This is a genomic window from Flavobacterium sp. XGLA_31 (assembly GCF_051547105.1).
Lineage (GTDB): Bacteria > Bacteroidota > Bacteroidia > Flavobacteriales > Flavobacteriaceae > Flavobacterium.
The window spans coordinates 1-17,295 of record NZ_JBPTTM010000005.1; the positions used below are offsets into that span (position 1 = coordinate 1).

The following is a 17,295-nucleotide window of genomic DNA, read 5'->3' on the forward strand; positions in this document are numbered from 1 at the left end:
CGGCAGTCCTCCTCTTACTATCAAATGTTTTTGTTTTATGCCCTTCGACAAGCTCAGGGTGACATTGTAGTTGTTCTTATCGGCTATTGTATTGGTAAGGGAGGCTATTCCAACGGTTAGGTCGGCTATTGTAAAGGTAAGGAAGGCTATTCTAACGGTTAGGTAGGTTATTGTATTGATTAGGGAGGTTATTCAAACGGTTAGGCTGGTCATTGTATTGATTAGGTTGGCTATTCCAACGGTTAGTGAGGCTATTGTATTGGTAAGGAAGGCTATTCAAACGATAAGGTTAGTTTAGTTGTTGGGTTTATGCTTTCTTTTTTATTTTCCAAAGCTGATTTTCTCTACAATATCTGAATACTGTTTGGTTTGTTCGTTGAATTTTCGAACATAGATACCGTCTACAAGAAAATTTAAATGTAATTCTACATTGCGGAACAATTCATAAGCTGTTTTCATCTTGTTTGCATCAAGTCCTCGGGCAATGCTTAAGTGGGCATGAGCTGTGTTGGTATTGTGACCTAAATGCTGATGTAAATCGACTATTATTTTATCGAGATAGCGTTGAGAGGGCTCATTTGGAGCGACGAAAAAGGTATGGTCTCCAAAGGTATCCCAATGGTCAAAGGTTACCCTTTGTGGTGTAATCGTTGTACCAAACTCTCTGATTTGGTCCATATAAAGTGATAACATTGTTTCATTGTCAAAGTTGATCACGGTAATGTGTGCCGCAGCATTGGCACTTCCGAACCAACCAATCTTTTCTTTCAGCAATTGTTTGTACGATTTCACCAAAGCTGATTGTTCAGGAGTTGGAAAGATGACCAGTGAATATAACGGAATTTGTTTCATAGTGCCGATGGTGTAGCGCGAGGGATGGGAGCGGCATCCTCGCAGAGATACAGCGGACAGCCCGGTCTCGTCATCAGGACGAGACGCGCCCTGATTAAATGGTTTTTAAAGGATATAGGCATTCATTTTGAATAGGACACTCCGGGCATTTTGGGTTGGTTGGGCGACAGGTTTCTCTTCCTAAGAAGGATATGGCCATTCCGATTTCACCCCATATTTCCTTTGGTAAGGCTTCCATTAGTTGTTTTTCGACTTTATTCCCGTCTTTGGCTTCCTGAATAACCCCAATTCTGGGGGCTACCCGAATCACATGTAAATCGGCAATAATTCCTTCGGCGGGAACTTTCATTTCCCGCATAATCACATTGGCGGATTTCCTGCCGATGCCTTTTAAGGCGACCAATTCGGGTAAAGAGGTTGGAATATTGCTGTCCGTTTTCAGTGTTTGGGCTATTTCGATTAGCCAACTTGATTTGGTGTTGAAGTTTCGCACTTTGCTGACCAACGGGAATAGGCTTTCCAATGATGCGGTGGCTAATGTCTCCACGTTTGGATATTCTTTGAATAAAGCCGGAGCAATTTTGTTGATATTCGCATCCGAATCCTGAGCAGATAAAATCACCATGACCATTAATTGGTACAGGTTTTCGTAATCCAAAGGATGTTTTTTCTCGCGATATAAATTGATGATAGGCTGTAGTTTCGGGGCCCAATCGGTGGTGTCAAATAAGCTCATGATTTATATTTTTAAAAACTCTTTAATTCGGTTGAGTACTTTTTCATCGCCCAGAATTTTGCGGTGCCCTAAGCCTTCGGTTAGCATCAGTTCACTGTTTTTAAGATGAGAATGGATGTGGTGGGCTGCTGTAACCGGAACATCATGGTCATTTTTGTCGTGAATGATTAATGTGGGTATGTTCACGGATTGTGCTGCACGATGGCTGGCATAACTCTCCATATTTTCTTTGGTTTTGCGCTCAAAATATTTCTTGATCCGTATTCCTACGCCGGGTTTCAGTTGTAGTTTTCGGATGAAGTCGTCAATAATGTCCTGTATGATATCGCCACTGCCAATAATGACCGCTTTTTTTACTTGCAACCCCTGTTTGATTGCATTCAGGATTGACATGCCCCCGAGGGAATGGCCAATTGCATATTCAAAAGGACCGAATTGTTTTTCTATCTCTAATACTGAAGCAATGAATTCAGGCATTAAGGTTGTTTTTCCGGAGGATTTTCCGTGAGCAGGAGCGTCAAAACTAACGACTTGAAACCCCATACCAATCAGCATATCGGCTATTTTGACCAGCTGCGTTCCACGTCCTGACCAGCCGTGTACCAAGAGTACTTTTCGGGAACCTGAACCATAGCAATATACTTGAATTTCTTTTTTGCAATTAGCTATCCATAAGCGCTTTTTGTTGCTCTGTGCTTCCATCTCCCATTCGCGCTTTGGAAGTTTATGTTTTATGGGAGTAGTGAATAATTTGGCGGCAAATAAAGTCACTAATTTTGGTGAAATAGCTTGTAAAAATTTAGCTGTAACAAGTATTGTCTTAGGAATTTGCAACGATTGGTTCTTTATTTGAGACTTTTTTGCCATTTCAATAAATTTTATTTTGAGTCAAAAGTTACAAGTATTTTTTTCTAAATTTCAGCAACATAAATATAAGTCAAAATGCAAAAGCAAACCCGAATTATTATTGAAAATGTTACGCCTCAGTTAGACGGCGGTGCTTTTTTTATCAAACGTATTGTTGGTCAAACCATTGAAGTTAAGGCGAATGTTTTTGCGGATGGGCATGATGTAGTAGCTTGTGCTGTGAAGTACAAGCATGAATCGGAAAAAAAATGGCAGGAAGTGCGGATGACAGAAACCGGGAATGATGAATGGCAGGCTGTATTTACAGTGGAAAAGCAAGGATACTATTCTTATTTTGTGGAAGGATGGGTTGATTATGCCTTGAATTGGCAACACGGAACGGAACGCAAAATACAGGATAACCAACAGGTGAAATCGGAACTTTTGGAAGGAGCTGAGTATTGTGAAGCTATTGTAAAAGGCGTTTCGGCCACGGAGAAAAAATACCTCAATGATGCTATCAAAGCCTTTCAGGATGCTAAGTTGTATGAGAAAGCAACCCACATAGCCTTATCTCAAGAATTGCACACTATTTTTAAAAAATATCCAACGCGAACGTTAGCCAATACTTCAGATGAATTAAGGGTGTATGTGGATAGAAAAAAAGCTTTATTCAGTACTTGGTATGAGTTTTTTCCGCGTTCGGCTTCTTCTGAAAAAGGCAAGCACGGTACCTTTAAAGATTGTGAAAAGCTCTTACCAAGAGTGGCTGCGATGGGATTTGACACATTGTATTTTCCTCCGATTCATCCGATAGGAGAAATAAACCGCAAGGGAAAAAATAACGCCACCAATGCAGAGCCCGGTGATGTAGGCTCGCCTTGGGGTATTGGTTCCAGGTACGGAGGGCATAAAACCACACATCCTGAATTGGGCACTATAGAAGATTTCAAAGCATTGGTTAAAACCGCTAAAGGTTTGGGTATTGAAGTGGCTATGGATTACGCGTTGCAGGCGGCTCCTGACCATCCGTATGTGAAGGATTTTCCGCAATGGTTCAAATGGCGTCCGGACGGAACGGTACAATATGCCGAGAATCCACCCAAGAAATACCAGGATATTCAGCCTATTTACTTTGAAAGCGGAGATTGGAAAAATCTTTGGAAAGAGTTGCTGGATGTGGCTTTGTTTTGGGTAGAGGAATGTGGTATTCGTGTATTCCGGGTAGATAATCCGCATACGAAGCCATTTTACTTTTGGGGTTGGCTCATCGCAGAAGTCAAGAAAAAACACCCTGATGTGTTGTTTTTGGCGGAAGCTTTTACCCGACCGAAAATCATGCATGAGTTGGCCAAACAAGGGTTTACACAATCCTATACCTATTACACTTGGCGTAATACCAAAGCGGAGCTAATTGAGTATATGACCGAGTTGACACAGACGGAGCAGAGGGATTTTTTCCGTCCTAACTTTTGGCCGAACACTCCGGATATTTTACCGTACGCATTGCAAATCGGGAATGAAAGCATTTATCTTCACAAGTATTTCTTAGCGGCAACACTGAGTTCCAGTGTTGGGATTTACGGACCCGTGTATGAGTACATGATTTCAGAAGCGATGCCGGGCAAAGAGGAGTACCACAATTCGGAGAAATATGAAGTACAACATTGGGATTGGACGATTCAAAATAAACTGATTACACTCATTACCCGCATCAACAAAATCAGGCAGGAGCATCCTTCACTGCAGCAAACCAATAACATTTCGTTTTGTGCTACCGATAACGATCAGGTAATTGCCTATTATAAATATGATGACGCGAAACAAGATGAGACGTTGATGATTTGTAATCTTGATCCGTATTATATGAAACAGGCCTGGGTACAATTGCCTTTGAAAGCATTGGGCGTTGGTGAAGGGCACCAGATAAAAGTCATTGACCAAATTACCGGAAACAGTTACTTATGGGATAAAGAATGGAACTTTGTGGAGCTGCATCCCACCTTACCTTTTCATTTGTTTAAAATACAGAAATAGCCATGAAAAACGATAATCAGGATACTTTTGCGACTTCGTTTAAATTTAAAAACGAATGGGCAACCGCCTTCCAAGATGAAGAATTTATTAAAGTGTTTTCGTCAGATATATTAGAAAACTATATCATCAATAAGCGCTGGTATGGAGGGAAGGCGAGCACGCTGAAGTATATTGAAATTGTTGATCATTTTAAAATCACTTCAAAGAAGAATACCTATTACGGAGTGTTGCTGGAAGTGAATTTCAAGGAAGCATTTTACCAGCATTATTTTATGCCGATTGCGTTTATGACTTCCGAGGAGTTGGATACCAATACCATTATAGCACCGGCTAAGTTCGGACCAATTGAAGGATATTTGGTAGATGCACTGCACCAGGATGATTTTCGCAAGCTGTTGTTTGATAACATCGCACAGTCTTCGGAACACAAAAACCTGAAACTCATCTTTCACAAAGGCTCCCATTTAACGGATACGACTTATAAATCTTCGCGTTTTATGGGTTTAGAACAGAGCAACACTTCCATTGTTTTTAACGAAGCATTTGTGTTGAAAATCTTCCGTCGCATTTATGTGAGCACCAATCCTGATTATGAAATCAGTCGTTTTTTAACAGAAAGAATGCACTATAAAAATACCCCGGCTTATACCGGAAGTATCAATTTGGCCTTGCCCGAAGGGAACATTACTTTGGGGTTGATGCAGGAATTAGTTCCTAATCAAGGGGATGCCTGGAAGTTCATGTTGGAGCAAATGGATGGGGTCTTTGATAATTTGGCTCGAAAGAAAATCAAAATTGATAAATTGCCCGATGTAGATTTGTTCAAACGTTTGAAGATTAACCAAATTCCCCCGGAGATTATTGATTGGGCCGGGTTGAGTTTGTTTTTGCGGGTGCAGACGTTGGCGTTGAGAACTGCTGAAATGCACATTGCGCTGGGCAGTGATATACACGAAACGGCATTTACGCCCACGACTTATAATGGCGATTATACCGTGTGGCTTAAGAATCGATTGCTGTATCAATTTCAAAATCGACTCAACATTATAGAAAACAGTTTGCACAAGCTGGACGGGATGGCACTGGATTTGGCGCATCAATTTCTGGAACACAAAAAGCTCATCCGTAAGCATTTTATCGATTTTGACTGGACGAAGATGAAGAGTGAGAGGATTAGAATACACGGAGACTATCATTTGGGACAGGTACTGGTGAATGGGGATGATTTTTATATTCTTGATTTTGAAGGAGAACCTGAAAGTACTATTCGCGACCGAAAGGTGAAGCAACCTCCGCTTAAGGATGTGGCGGGTATGTTTCGTTCGTTTCATTATGCCATTTATGCTACGATTTTTAACAATGCTGAGAAATATCCTTTTGAACAGGAGGAATTGTTTAAAGCGGGGGAGCTGCTGTTTAAATATTTGGTAGGAACATTTTTGGAAACTTACATAGAGAAAGTCCAGTCTGAAAACCTGAACATAGGCTACAGCCAGGAAATTAATTTTTTGTTGCGCTATTGTCTGCTCGAGAAAGCGGTTTATGAACTGGGCTATGAGCTCAATTCGCGTCCGCGCTGGGCGGTGATACCGCTACGGGGTATTCAGACGATCATGGAGTATTAAGGAATTATGAATTGTGAATTCAGTTGCTTGATTGTAATAGTGATGGCAGCGTAGCAATAGGAGTGAATGGTTATGTTCTTTAAATGTAGACGAAACTATTTTGAGTAACGACTAAGGTTGTCGGGGTAATGACTCCGGTGGCTTGGGTAACGAACGCGGAGTGCTGTGTAAATGCCTCTGCAGACCGGGTAACGACCACAGTAGGCTGGGTAATGACTATAGTGGCTTGGGTAATGAATGAAGTAAACAGGGTATCGACTACAGTAGACTGAGTAAGGGCACTTTTTAAAAAAGTAATAATTATTGTGAATTATTACTTACTTTTTATTAGCTTTATGGAGTCGATATGAATATAAAAAATGATTGGGTGTAACCGACAATTAAAATACCACATGCGATTGTGTTAACTTTTAATTGTTTTTTATATGGGTCAAATTAGATTTGAGGAGTATGCTCCTCTTGGGGATTTCCTGATGACGAGTTTTGTTAGGGATCAGGCGGCCATCGCGATGCGGTTTCCGAAATTGGATGCCGGGTATGTGACGGCATTTGAGACGAAATTGGATAAGGTGAAGTCTTTGGAAGGGACTTTGAAGCTTACCGATGAACAAAAGAAGGCTACGGCTGAGCTTTATGCTGAGGCTGCTGTGGTGAACATGGAGCTGAATTTTTTCAGTTCGTATCTGAAAGATGCGGGTTTACCTACTGAGGCTGTTACGCAGTTGAAAAAGAGTCTTTCGAAATCAAACATTGAGGGTGCTTTGTTGCAAATGAAGGCTTTGAAACAGTATGCGGAGGCGCATCAGGCGGAATTGGAAGCTGAGGGTATGGATGCCGGTTATCCTAATGCGCTTGAAACGCATCGGGTGAGTATGGCGGCAAAGAATGCACTGCAAAACAGTGTTATGGACAGTCGGAAACAGCTGGTGGAACACAATAAAGCGGAGTATAAAGCTTTGTACGATTGTGTGAAGACGGTGGCTGAAAAGGGCAAATTGATTTTTAAAGGTACTGTGATTGAAGATCAGTATAACATTACTAAATTGTTGGCGCGAATGCGTGCTCCGAAGCATGATGGTGATGGGCCTGTGACGCCTTAAAGGAATTGAATAGCGCAAATCCTTGGATTTGCGCTTGTTTTTTTGTGTTAATAACTTTTTATGTTTTTAATAAAATTCCGACTGAAGAAATGTGAATTTTGGTGAACTAATTGAAAGTCAGATTGTAAATTTAAATGAAGAGTTATGAGAGAAAAAGAATTTGAAAGTTTAGTTGTTAAAGTCCATTTTGATTTAATTGGTTTAACAGCTTATAATAGACAACAAATCTGTGAGAGGACAAGGAAGGGCATCGACGAAGATGTCAGGTTAGTAAAGGGAGAGTTTTTTTATTATGAATCAACAAAGTATATAATAACTAATGTTGAATTTAGACTTTTGAGAGAAAAAATGGGTTGCAAAACAATTGAAGTTTTTTCAGATTTCGATAATAATTTTACTAACTGCGAAGTTTATGTATCTGCTGAGATAGTTAAATAAAAATTTACAAAAAAATGAAAAAAATAATATTATTAATTATAAGTGTTAGTTCAATTACTAATATTTATTCACAGACAATTGCCGAAAGAAATAAGGCTATTTCAATAATTGAAGATTTAACATATGATGAATACTATTTAGGAACAAAGTGTTTTGAGCAGGAAAAAATCAATTATGATCCACAAACTGGAAAAATTGAAATTGAGAGTTATTCTTATTTTGGAGAAGATAATAATATTAGAGTAAAAAAGGTGTTTTATATTTCTGATTTATATTTAAAAACTATAAAAATTCAAACAGCTGAAATTGAAAAAGAAAAATATATGTTAGATATTAATATTGAAGCTAAAGAAGGTTCAGTTACCCAAACTATGGTTACAGTTGATAAGAAACAATTTGTTTATCCTGTTTCTAAAACGGAGTATCTTAATAGTCTTAATATTGGTAGTGTTAGAACTTTACCACAATATTTATTAGATAAGTTATTAGATAATTATAAAATCCTTTTGGGAATTAAATAACAAGATTTATGGATTTTATAAATAACTCTATTGAAATAAAAGATAAATGGAAGAAAAAGTTAAAGATGTTTATGAAAATATAAAAGAAAGATTATCTAACCCATTAATATTTTCTTTTATCATTTCTTGGTTAATTTATAATTGGGAAATTACTATAGCTTTATTTTGGTATGATAAGGCCCAAATTAAAGCTGAAGGGTGCAAATCAATTTTTGAGTTTATTCAACATCAGTTAAATAATAAATGCTATTCTTTAATTATTCCTTTAGGATTGGCAGTCTTGTATACATTTGGCATGCCCTATTTCAAAGAATTCGTTGATTTAATGAATAGAAGAGCAATAATTTTTGGGAATAAATGGAAAACTAAATTGTTAAAAGATGGTCTGCTATTAGAAATAAGTAAATTGAGAGGACAGTTAGAATCAATCAATGATACAAGATTATTGGAAGGGAATTGGAGTGTGACTCGATTTTATGAAGAGCAAACAGAATCTGGTAATATTGTAAATAAAAGTGAAGAACATCAAGTTTATATATCTAATAGGGATTATTATATAGTAGAGAATGATGCAAGAAGGAGAATGTATAATATTTCAGTTTTCTATTTTAATCCTTTGCATAATGATATGTTGTTCAAGTTAAAATCTTATGGATATAAAGGTAAAGGAGAAGTGACTTTTATTGAAAAAGATATTTTTTGTAGTTTAAAATTAGTTAATGGATATTGGGATAATTTATCAGGAATGCATAATGATACGAGAGTAGAATACAGAAAAATTTAAACAGTTAAAAATAGCAATCTAATTTAGTCTCGATTGAAGCAAGTCTGGTCTTTAAGACAAGACGCAGAAAGCGGCCCTTCGACAGTGCTCAGGGTGACAAAAGGGTGCTGAGCCTTCGCTTCAAAAAGGAATGAAATGTTATTAATGAGACCCTGAAACAAGTTCAGGGTAAACAAAATATAAACCAATGAACCAAGTACAAGCACATTCGCTTTTTACGGACTTTGATATTGAATTATTCAAAGCCGGAAAGCATTTTCGATTATATGAAAAACTGGGCGCTCATCTGACGGAAGTCAATGGTGTGAAAGGCGTTTACTTTGCGGTATGGGCACCTGCTGCGCGTTCTGTTTCGGTCGTAGGTGATTTCAACTATTGGATTCAGGGCGAACACCAACTTAATGTGCGTTGGGATGCTTCGGGAATTTGGGAAGGATTTATTCCGGGGATTGATAAGGGTTGTACTTATAAATATAAAATTCAGTCAAACATTGGTGGTGTTATCACGGAGAAGGCTGACCCGTTTGCTTTGTATTGTGAACATCCGCCTCAAACGGCCTCTATCATTTGGGACTTGGATTATACATGGAAAGACAAGAAGTGGATGGAGAGCCGAAAGAACCACAACGGTTTGGACAAGCCTTTTTCGGTATATGAAGTGCACTTGGGTTCGTGGCGTCGTAAAAGCAATGGTGGTTTTTTGAGCTATATAGAATTGGCAGAAGAATTAGTTACCTATGTTAAGGAAACGGGGTTTACACATGTGGAGTTTATGCCGGTGATGGAATATCCGTATGATCCTTCGTGGGGGTATCAGTTGGTGGGTTATTTTGCCCCGACCTCGCGCTTTGGGAAACCACAGGATTTTATGGTTTTGGTTGATAAGTTGCATCAGGCGGGTATTGGGGTTATTCTTGACTGGGTGCCGTCGCACTTTCCTGATGATGCGCATGGATTGGGCTTTTTTGACGGTTCTAACTTGTATGAGCATCCTGATAGAAGAAAAGGATATCATCCGGACTGGAAGAGTTTGGTGTTCAATTACGGACGTAATGAAGTGCGTTCTTTCCTGATTAGTAATGCTCTGTTTTGGTTGCATCAATACCATGTAGACGGTTTGCGTGTAGATGCTGTGGCTTCGATGTTGTATTTGGATTATTCCAGAAAAGAAGGCGAATGGGAACCGAATATTTACGGGGGCAGAGAGAATTTGGATACGATTAGTTTCTTGAAAGATTTTAACGAAGCGGTTTACGCTGCTTTTCCGGATGTGCAAACGATAGCTGAAGAAAGTACCAGTTTTCCGATGGTGTCAAGACCTACTTATATAGGCGGTTTGGGATTTGGAATGAAATGGATGATGGGTTGGATGCACGATACGTTGCAGTATTTCAAAAAAGAACCGATTTACCGAAGTCATCATCAAAATGATATCACGTTCTCCATGACCTATGCTTTTACCGAGAACTTTATGTTGCCGTTGTCACATGATGAAGTGGTGTATGGCAAACATTCGATACTAGGCCGTATGCCAGGTGATGAATGGCAAAAATTTGCCAATCTTCGGTTGTTGTATGGCTATATGTATGCACATCCGGGAGCCAAGCTCTTGTTTCAGGGTGCCGAATTCGGGCAGAGTGGGGAATGGAATTTTGAAAGCAGTTTGGATTGGCATTTGTTACAATACAATTACCATGAAGGCATCAAGAAATGCATTGCCGATTTGAATGCCTTATACAAAAACAATCCGGCGTTGTATGAAAAGCAATTTCATGTAGACGGTTTTGAATGGATTAATTATACCGACAATCAGAACAGCGTATTGAGTTTTATTCGTAAAGGAGTTAACGAAAAAGAACAATTGATTGTGGTGTGTAACTTTACTCCGGTAGTTCATGAAAGCTACCGAATTGGTGTGCCTGAAAAAGGGACACTGACCGAAATTTTTAATTCAGATGCTGTTGAATATGGCGGGAGCGGTGTGGTAACGGCTAAGCCAGTTACAACAGATAAAATAGCCTGGAATTCTCGAGATTATTCAGCCGAATTGGTCTTACCGCCTTTAGGCGTTTCTGTTTATAAAATATCGTCATAAATAAGTGCTTGCTTATCGAATAGTTAGTCTCTTTTTTAGTTATTCCAATCCGCAAACGTTATAGTTAAAAACTACTTTAATTTGTTGGTTACTATTAGGTTTCATCTTTGTAAATTTGACTTTTCGACTCAAAAAAAGACTATGATTACCAATACAGAACTAGAACATAAAGGCGATATATTTCCATCAAAAATAGTTAGTTTTCAGCAGGATGTTGATAGTGTTTATTTCCATACCGACAACAATGTTATTCTGAAAGTAACGATTATGCGCGACAGTTTGATACGCTTTCGCTATACTACCAAAGGCTATTTCAGCAATGATTTTTCCTATGCCATCGACAAGACCCAGTCCCACGGTTACAACCAGTTGGAGGTAACTGAAGAGACTGATTTATATGTAATTAAAACCAGTAAAGTTTTTTGTAAAGTTCAAAAGAAAGACCTAAAAATCTCAATTCACGATACAGACGGTTTTACGATTCTGGAAGATGAATTGGGCTTTCATTGGGAAGAGTGTTACGAACACGGCGGCAATATTGTAAAGATGAGTAAAGTCTCAAAAGACGGGGAAAGTTTTTACGGATTGGGAGATAAAGCGACTCATTTGAATTTGAAAGGGAAACGCGTTGAAAACTGGGCGACCGACCAATATGCTTTCCAGAAAGATCAGGAACCATTGTACAAAGTGGTGCCTTTTTATATAGGTCTCCATCATCATAAAGCTTATGGTGTTTTCTTTGACAACACGTTCCGAACCTTTTTTGATTTTTGTCACGAAAGAAGAAATGTGACCAGCTTTTGGGCCGAAGGCGGAGAGATGAATTACTATTTTATTTACGGCCCTAAGATGAGCGATGTGGTCACTACTTATACACATCTCACCGGAAAACCGGAGCTTCCGCCGATGTGGACGTTGGGCTACCACCAATGTAAATGGAGTTATTATCCCGAAAGCAAGGTAAAAGAAGTAACCCATAAATTCAGAGAACTGCGCATTCCGTGTGATGCTATTTATTTAGACATTGATTATATGGAAGGTTTCCGTTGTTTTACCTGGAGCAAAGACTATTTTCCGGAACCCAAGCGCATGGTTGCTGAATTAACTGCAGCCGGTTTCAAAACCGTGGTCATCATCGACCCGGGGATTAAAATCGATAAAGACTATTGGGTGTATCAAGAAGCTCTGAAAAATGATTATTTCTGTAAACGCGCTGATGGGCCTTATATGAAAGGCAAGGTTTGGCCGGGTGAATGTAATTTCCCCGATTTTACCAATCCCGAAGTAAGAGAATGGTGGGCAGGTTTGTTCAAAGAACTGATTTCGGACATCGGTGTTAAAGGTGTTTGGAACGATATGAACGAACCCGCTGTGATGGAAGTTCCCGGAAAAACATTCCCGTATGATGTGCGACACGATTATGACGGAAATCCATGTAGTCATCGAAAAGCTCACAATATTTACGGTACACAAATGGCACGTGCCACTTATGAAGGAGTGAAACGTTTTGCTTATCCGAAACGACCGTTTATCATTACACGTTCTGCATATTCCGGAGCCCAACGCTATACTTCGTCATGGACAGGAGATAATGTGGCCAGTTGGGAGCATTTATGGATTGCCAACATACAAATGCAGCGAATGTCCATCTCAGGTATGGGCTTTACCGGTTCAGATATAGGAGGATTTGCCGAACAACCCTCGGGTGAATTGTATGCCCGTTGGATACAGTTGGGCGTGTTCCACCCGTTCTGCCGAACCCATTCTTCCGGTGATCACGGTGAACAGGAACCTTGGTCATTTGGTGAAGAAGTGATTGATATTACCCGAAAGTTTGTCGAATTGCGTTATCAGTTGCTGCCATATTTATACACGATGTTCTGGCAATATGTAAATGAAGGAACGCCAATGTTAAAACCATTGGTGTATTTTGATCAGGACGATTTTCATACGCATTACCGAACCGATGAGTTCATTTTCGGGAATCAGATTTTAGTATGTCCAATATTGGAACCCAATGCGCAAGGTCGCAGAATGTACTTGCCTAAAGGCAATTGGTACAACTATTGGACCGGCGAATTTATGGAAGGGAAAAAGGAACTTTGGGTGAATACTCAGTTTGATGAAATTCCCGTATTCGTCAAAGAAGGTGCCATTATTCCGAAATATCCGGTACAACAATATGTAGGAGAGTTGCAATTTGACGAACTGACTTTGGATGTGTATTATAAATTTGGCAAAGAAAAATCAACTGTGTATGAAGATGCACAAGATGGTTATGATTACAACAAAGGTCGTTTCTCATTGCGTACTTTTACGCTTAACGGGAAAGACAAAGAACTCATTATTCAGCAACATACGGAAGGCACATTTGAAACACATTATTCTAAATTTAAAATCAATTTGAACGGATTGCCGTTTAAAGTGAAGAAGATAGAGATTGATAATGAGAAAAAGCCTTTGGACCAAATCCAATTGGATGGTAATAATTCGATAGTAATTGACAAAGATTTTACGGAACTGCATATTTTTGGTTCTTAGATTGCTTAAATTTGTGTGTCTAAAATCTTAAACTTATGAAAAAAGGAATTTTGTTGTTTGTATCGTTAGCTGTGCTTTTAATTGTCTCTTGTGCTAAAAACCCTTTTACCGGAAAAAGCACCATGGCTTTGGTGGATAACAGTCAAATTTTTCCCTCGGCTTTTCAGCAGTACGGTACTTTTTTGAAAGACAATAAAGTGATTTCGGGTACGACTGATGCTAAAAGAGTGGAGACTGTGGGAACCAAAATCAAAGCAGCTGCCGAGAAATGGCTGAATGCTAATGGCTATACCGAATATTTGAAAGATTACAAATGGGAATACCATTTGGTGGAAAACAAAGAGGTAAACGCTTGGTGTATGCCCGGTGGCAAAATCGTTGTGTATTCGGGGATTTTACCGATTACTCAAGATGAAGCAGGCTTAGCAACGGTATTAGGCCACGAGGTTTCACACGCTTTGGCTAATCATGGACAACAGCGTATGAGTGCCGGAATGCTGCAACAAGCCGGGGCTGCAGGAGTGGCTTTGGCTACAGGGAGTAAGAGTGCAGAGACACAACAGTTGGCAATGTTAGCCTATTCGGGTGTTTCAGAATACGGCGGAATGCTGCCCTTTAGTCGCAGTCATGAGAGCGAAGCTGATATGATAGGATTAAAGCTGATGGCCATAGCCGGTTATAATCCGGAAAATGCACTTGTTTTTTGGCAACGCATGTCAAAAGCCTCAGGAGGGAGCAAACCTGCGGAATTTATGAGTACCCATCCATCGGATGAAACCAGAATTGCCAATATCAGGAGGTTGATTCCGGAAGCTAAAGCGGAGGCAGCCAAATTTGATGTGAAATTTTAAGTCTAAATAAACTATATTTGAATCCCGAGAGATCGGGATTTTTTATTTTAAAAAGATATTATGCCACTACTTCCAAAAGGTCATCCGAAATTACTCAACGCCTGGGCGTTTTATGATTGGGCCAATTCCGTTTACAGTTTAGTGATTGCTTCTGCTGTTTTTCCTATTTTTTACAATGCATTGTTTGATAAAAAGCATCCTTATATTGTTGTTTTCGGGCATAATTTCAAGAACTCGGCACTCATCAGTTTTGTTACAGCAGCAGCATTTTTGTGTGTGGCTTTTTTTTCACCCTTGTTATCCGGAATTGCGGATTACATGGGGAATAAAAAGATTTTTATGCGGGTGTTCAATTATGTAGGAGCTTTGTCTTGTATAGGCTTGTATTACTTTGATTTGGAAAATATATTGTTGGGATTGACATTTTATTTTTTTGGATTAATTGGTTTTTGGGGAAGTTTGGTTTTTTACAATTCTTATCTGCCCGATATTGCTTATCCGGAACAGCAGGATAAGGTGAGTGCCAAAGGATATTCGTTAGGCTATATTGGCAGTGTCTTGCTGCTGATTATTAATTTGGCCATGATTATGAAACCAACGCTTTTCCACATCAGCGGGACTCCGGGAGAAGCCTCAATGAAAGCAATGCGCTACTCGTTTGCCATGGTGGGTGTTTGGTGGATTGTTTTTAGTAAATACACTTATTTTTATTTGCCAAAAGGCAATTCGAACAAACATAAAGTTAATTTTTCGGTAATCTTTAAAGGATTCAGAGAATTAAAAAAGGTTTGGAAAATGCTTCAAAGTGAAGTTCCGTTGAAACGATACCTGTTGAGCTTTTTTGTATTCAGCATGGCAGTACAAACCGTGATGTTGGTAGCAACTTATTTTGGGGCGCAGGAAATAGCGTGGAGCAGCCCTGAAGAAAGCCAGATCGGTTTAATCACCTGTATTCTTTTAATACAATTGATTGCGATTGCCGGTGCCGTTTTGACTTCAAGAGCTTCGGCCCGATTCGGAAATATAAACGTATTGATTTTCCTGAATGCTTTTTGGGTTGTGCTTTGTGGTTTTGCTTATTTTATTACTACTCCGATGGAATTTTATATTATGGCAGGGTTGGTAGGATTGGTTATGGGTGGAATTCAGGCATTGGGACGTTCTACCTACTCCAAGTTTTTGCCGGAAACAGAAGATACTGCTTCTTTTTTTAGTTTTTATGATGTTTCCGAAAAGATCGGAATCGTAATCGGGATGCTGGTTTATGGTTTGATTGATCAAATTACCGGAAGCCCCCGATTTGCAATTGTCTTTTTAGGATTATTTTTCTTGTCCGGATTGTTGTTGTTGACGAGAATCCCAAAAAAAATCTTGTAATGACTGTAAAAAAAATTATATTTGGACATTATTTACAATAATTGTTATGAAACACTTTAAACTTCTGGCCGGATTATTTTTAATTCTCGCTGCTTTTTCCATTAATTCTTGTGATACAGAGCCTATTGACAGTGCTATCAATCCGGATGATTTTAATCAAAATTGCGAAGTGCCAACTGCTTTTATAGCCAGTAATTTTGTTAATGGTAACTCAGTGAGTTTGAATTGGACGCCTCAGGGAGATGAAGAGTCTTGGATTATAGAATATGGTTTTGCCGGCTTTACACAAGGAACCGGAACTACGATTACAGCTACTACTATTCCTTTCACCATTACAGGTTTAAATGCCAACAACAGTTATAGTTTTTATGTGAAAGCCAATTGCGGATCTAATGCCAGCAGTGACTGGGTAGGACCGGTAACCGTGCAGGCAATGGTGAACCCGAATTGTGCTAATCCAACCGGATTAAGTGGTTTAAGAGAAGTAGCCTCATTGACAACAGTTGATTTGACTTGGGTTGCCGGGGGTTCAGAAAGTTTATGGCAAGTACAATATGGTGCTGCCGGATTTGCATTAGGTTCAGGAACCATAGTAACTGCCAATACACCTTCCAAAGTAATTACAGGTATAGCTACTTCAACCAGCTATGATTTTTATGTAAGATCAAATTGTTCGGGAACTGAGAATAGTAATTGGGTTGGTCCAATCACGATTCAATCAGTAGTGGTGGGTGATTGTACTTTACCGACTAATTTTACCGGAGAGCGTGATGCTACAATTACTACAGATGTTAATTTGTCTTGGGTGTCACCGGCAACTATTACTTCATTCCAAGTACAATATGGAGTTTCAGGATTTACTATAGGTTCCGGAATTACAATTCCATCAACCGAAACTACCTTAGTTGTGCATGATATTCCGAATCCAAATAATTATGACTTTTATGTAAGAGCTAATTGTTCAGATACAAACAGTAGCGAGTGGGTTGGTCCTATTACGGTCAACGGAAATGTAGTGCCAAACCAGTTTTTTGCCAATGTTGATGGATTTGAGTATGTTGAAAATTATATAAATGCGGGTACAATTACAGGGGTTTCCAGTGATAACATCAGTGTTTATGGGGTGAAAAGCGGCAGTAATTTTCTTGGAATTTTGATTGATACTACTTTGCCTGAAGATCAATATATGATTACAGGTTCTGCTTCGGATTTAGTAAAAGGACAATACCGTTTGAATAATGTTGATTATACAGCAACCAGTGGTTCTGTTACTATCGTTTCTAAAACAGCAGACAGAATTACCGGAACGTTTACTTTTACAGCGTCATACACTTATACTAACAGTAATAGTGAAGTAATCACAGTGACACATGAAGTTACCGATGGTACCTTTGATGTGGCTTATTAAAAAGAAATTTAGTCAAATAGAAAATCCGTCGTTATGACGGATTTTTTTTTGGCATAATCCTTGACTTATTAATGCAACGATAAA

15 protein-coding genes are annotated in these 17,295 nt (G+C 39.1%); 12 read left to right on the top strand and 3 right to left on the bottom strand.

Features of this window, described 5'->3' with window-relative positions; translation table 11 throughout:
• Positions 1 to 321 precede the first annotated feature (321 nt).
• The 3 genes from ACSVH6_RS09945 to ACSVH6_RS09955 form a co-directional block, all read right to left on the bottom strand.
• Entirely contained in the window at positions 322 to 852 is a 531-nt protein-coding gene (locus ACSVH6_RS09945) for a 2'-5' RNA ligase family protein (RefSeq protein WP_438078025.1), read from the bottom strand.
• Positions 853 to 946: 94 nt separating this feature from the next.
• Positions 947 to 1,588 carry an endonuclease III domain-containing protein gene (locus ACSVH6_RS09950; RefSeq protein ID WP_438078027.1) on the bottom strand — a complete coding sequence of 214 codons (642 nt, stop codon included), beginning with the start codon at positions 1,586 to 1,588 and terminating at the stop codon, positions 947 to 949.
• A 3-nt stretch (positions 1,589 to 1,591) separates the two neighbouring features.
• Positions 1,592 to 2,455, bottom strand: a complete 864-nt coding sequence (locus ACSVH6_RS09955; protein WP_438078029.1) for an alpha/beta hydrolase — start codon at positions 2,453 to 2,455, stop codon at positions 1,592 to 1,594.
• 75 nt (positions 2,456 to 2,530) lie between these two features.
• Between ACSVH6_RS09955 and ACSVH6_RS09960 the strand changes: the two genes are divergently transcribed.
• The 12 genes from ACSVH6_RS09960 (at position 2,531) to ACSVH6_RS10015 (ending at position 17,211) form a co-directional block, all read left to right on the top strand.
• Positions 2,531 to 4,471, top strand: coding sequence for an alpha-1,4-glucan--maltose-1-phosphate maltosyltransferase (locus tag ACSVH6_RS09960; protein ID WP_438078031.1), 1,941 nt, complete (start codon positions 2,531 to 2,533; stop codon positions 4,469 to 4,471).
• A 2-nt stretch (positions 4,472 to 4,473) separates the two neighbouring features.
• Entirely contained in the window at positions 4,474 to 6,096 is a 1,623-nt protein-coding gene (locus tag ACSVH6_RS09965) for a trehalose synthase (protein ID WP_438078033.1), read from the top strand.
• 128 nt (positions 6,097 to 6,224) lie between these two features.
• Positions 6,225 to 6,368, top strand: coding sequence for a hypothetical protein (locus ACSVH6_RS09970; protein WP_438078035.1), 144 nt, complete (start codon positions 6,225 to 6,227; stop codon positions 6,366 to 6,368).
• A 153-nt stretch (positions 6,369 to 6,521) separates the two neighbouring features.
• Positions 6,522 to 7,196: a hypothetical protein gene (locus ACSVH6_RS09975; RefSeq protein ID WP_438078037.1), complete on the top strand. Its 675-nt coding sequence runs from the start codon at positions 6,522 to 6,524 to the stop codon at positions 7,194 to 7,196.
• Positions 7,197 to 7,340: 144 nt separating this feature from the next.
• The gene (locus ACSVH6_RS09980; RefSeq protein WP_438078039.1) at positions 7,341 to 7,634 is read left to right on the top strand and encodes a hypothetical protein; all 294 of its coding nucleotides are present in this window, start codon (positions 7,341 to 7,343) and stop codon (positions 7,632 to 7,634) included.
• A gap of 14 nt (positions 7,635 to 7,648) precedes the next feature.
• Positions 7,649 to 8,155 carry a hypothetical protein gene (locus ACSVH6_RS09985; protein WP_438078041.1) on the top strand — a complete coding sequence of 169 codons (507 nt, stop codon included), beginning with the start codon at positions 7,649 to 7,651 and terminating at the stop codon, positions 8,153 to 8,155.
• A gap of 46 nt (positions 8,156 to 8,201) precedes the next feature.
• Positions 8,202 to 8,939 (top strand): hypothetical protein, encoded by a 738-nt coding sequence (locus ACSVH6_RS09990; RefSeq protein ID WP_438078043.1) that lies wholly within the window; start codon positions 8,202 to 8,204, stop codon positions 8,937 to 8,939.
• Between the two features lie 187 nt (positions 8,940 to 9,126).
• Positions 9,127 to 11,034: a 1,4-alpha-glucan branching protein GlgB gene (gene glgB, locus ACSVH6_RS09995; RefSeq protein WP_438078045.1), complete on the top strand. Its 1,908-nt coding sequence runs from the start codon at positions 9,127 to 9,129 to the stop codon at positions 11,032 to 11,034.
• 141 nt (positions 11,035 to 11,175) lie between these two features.
• Positions 11,176 to 13,575, top strand: a complete 2,400-nt coding sequence (locus ACSVH6_RS10000; protein ID WP_438078047.1) for a glycoside hydrolase family 31 protein — start codon at positions 11,176 to 11,178, stop codon at positions 13,573 to 13,575.
• Between the two features lie 35 nt (positions 13,576 to 13,610).
• The gene (locus tag ACSVH6_RS10005; protein ID WP_438078049.1) at positions 13,611 to 14,426 is read left to right on the top strand and encodes a M48 family metallopeptidase; all 816 of its coding nucleotides are present in this window, start codon (positions 13,611 to 13,613) and stop codon (positions 14,424 to 14,426) included.
• A 60-nt stretch (positions 14,427 to 14,486) separates the two neighbouring features.
• On the top strand, positions 14,487 to 15,803 hold the full coding sequence (locus tag ACSVH6_RS10010; protein WP_438078051.1) for an MFS transporter: 1,317 nt from the start codon (positions 14,487 to 14,489) through the stop codon (positions 15,801 to 15,803).
• 46 nt (positions 15,804 to 15,849) lie between these two features.
• Complete coding sequence (locus ACSVH6_RS10015; RefSeq protein ID WP_438078053.1) at positions 15,850 to 17,211, top strand: fibronectin type III domain-containing protein; 1,362 nt, start codon at positions 15,850 to 15,852, stop codon at positions 17,209 to 17,211.
• Positions 17,212 to 17,295 lie beyond the last annotated feature (84 nt).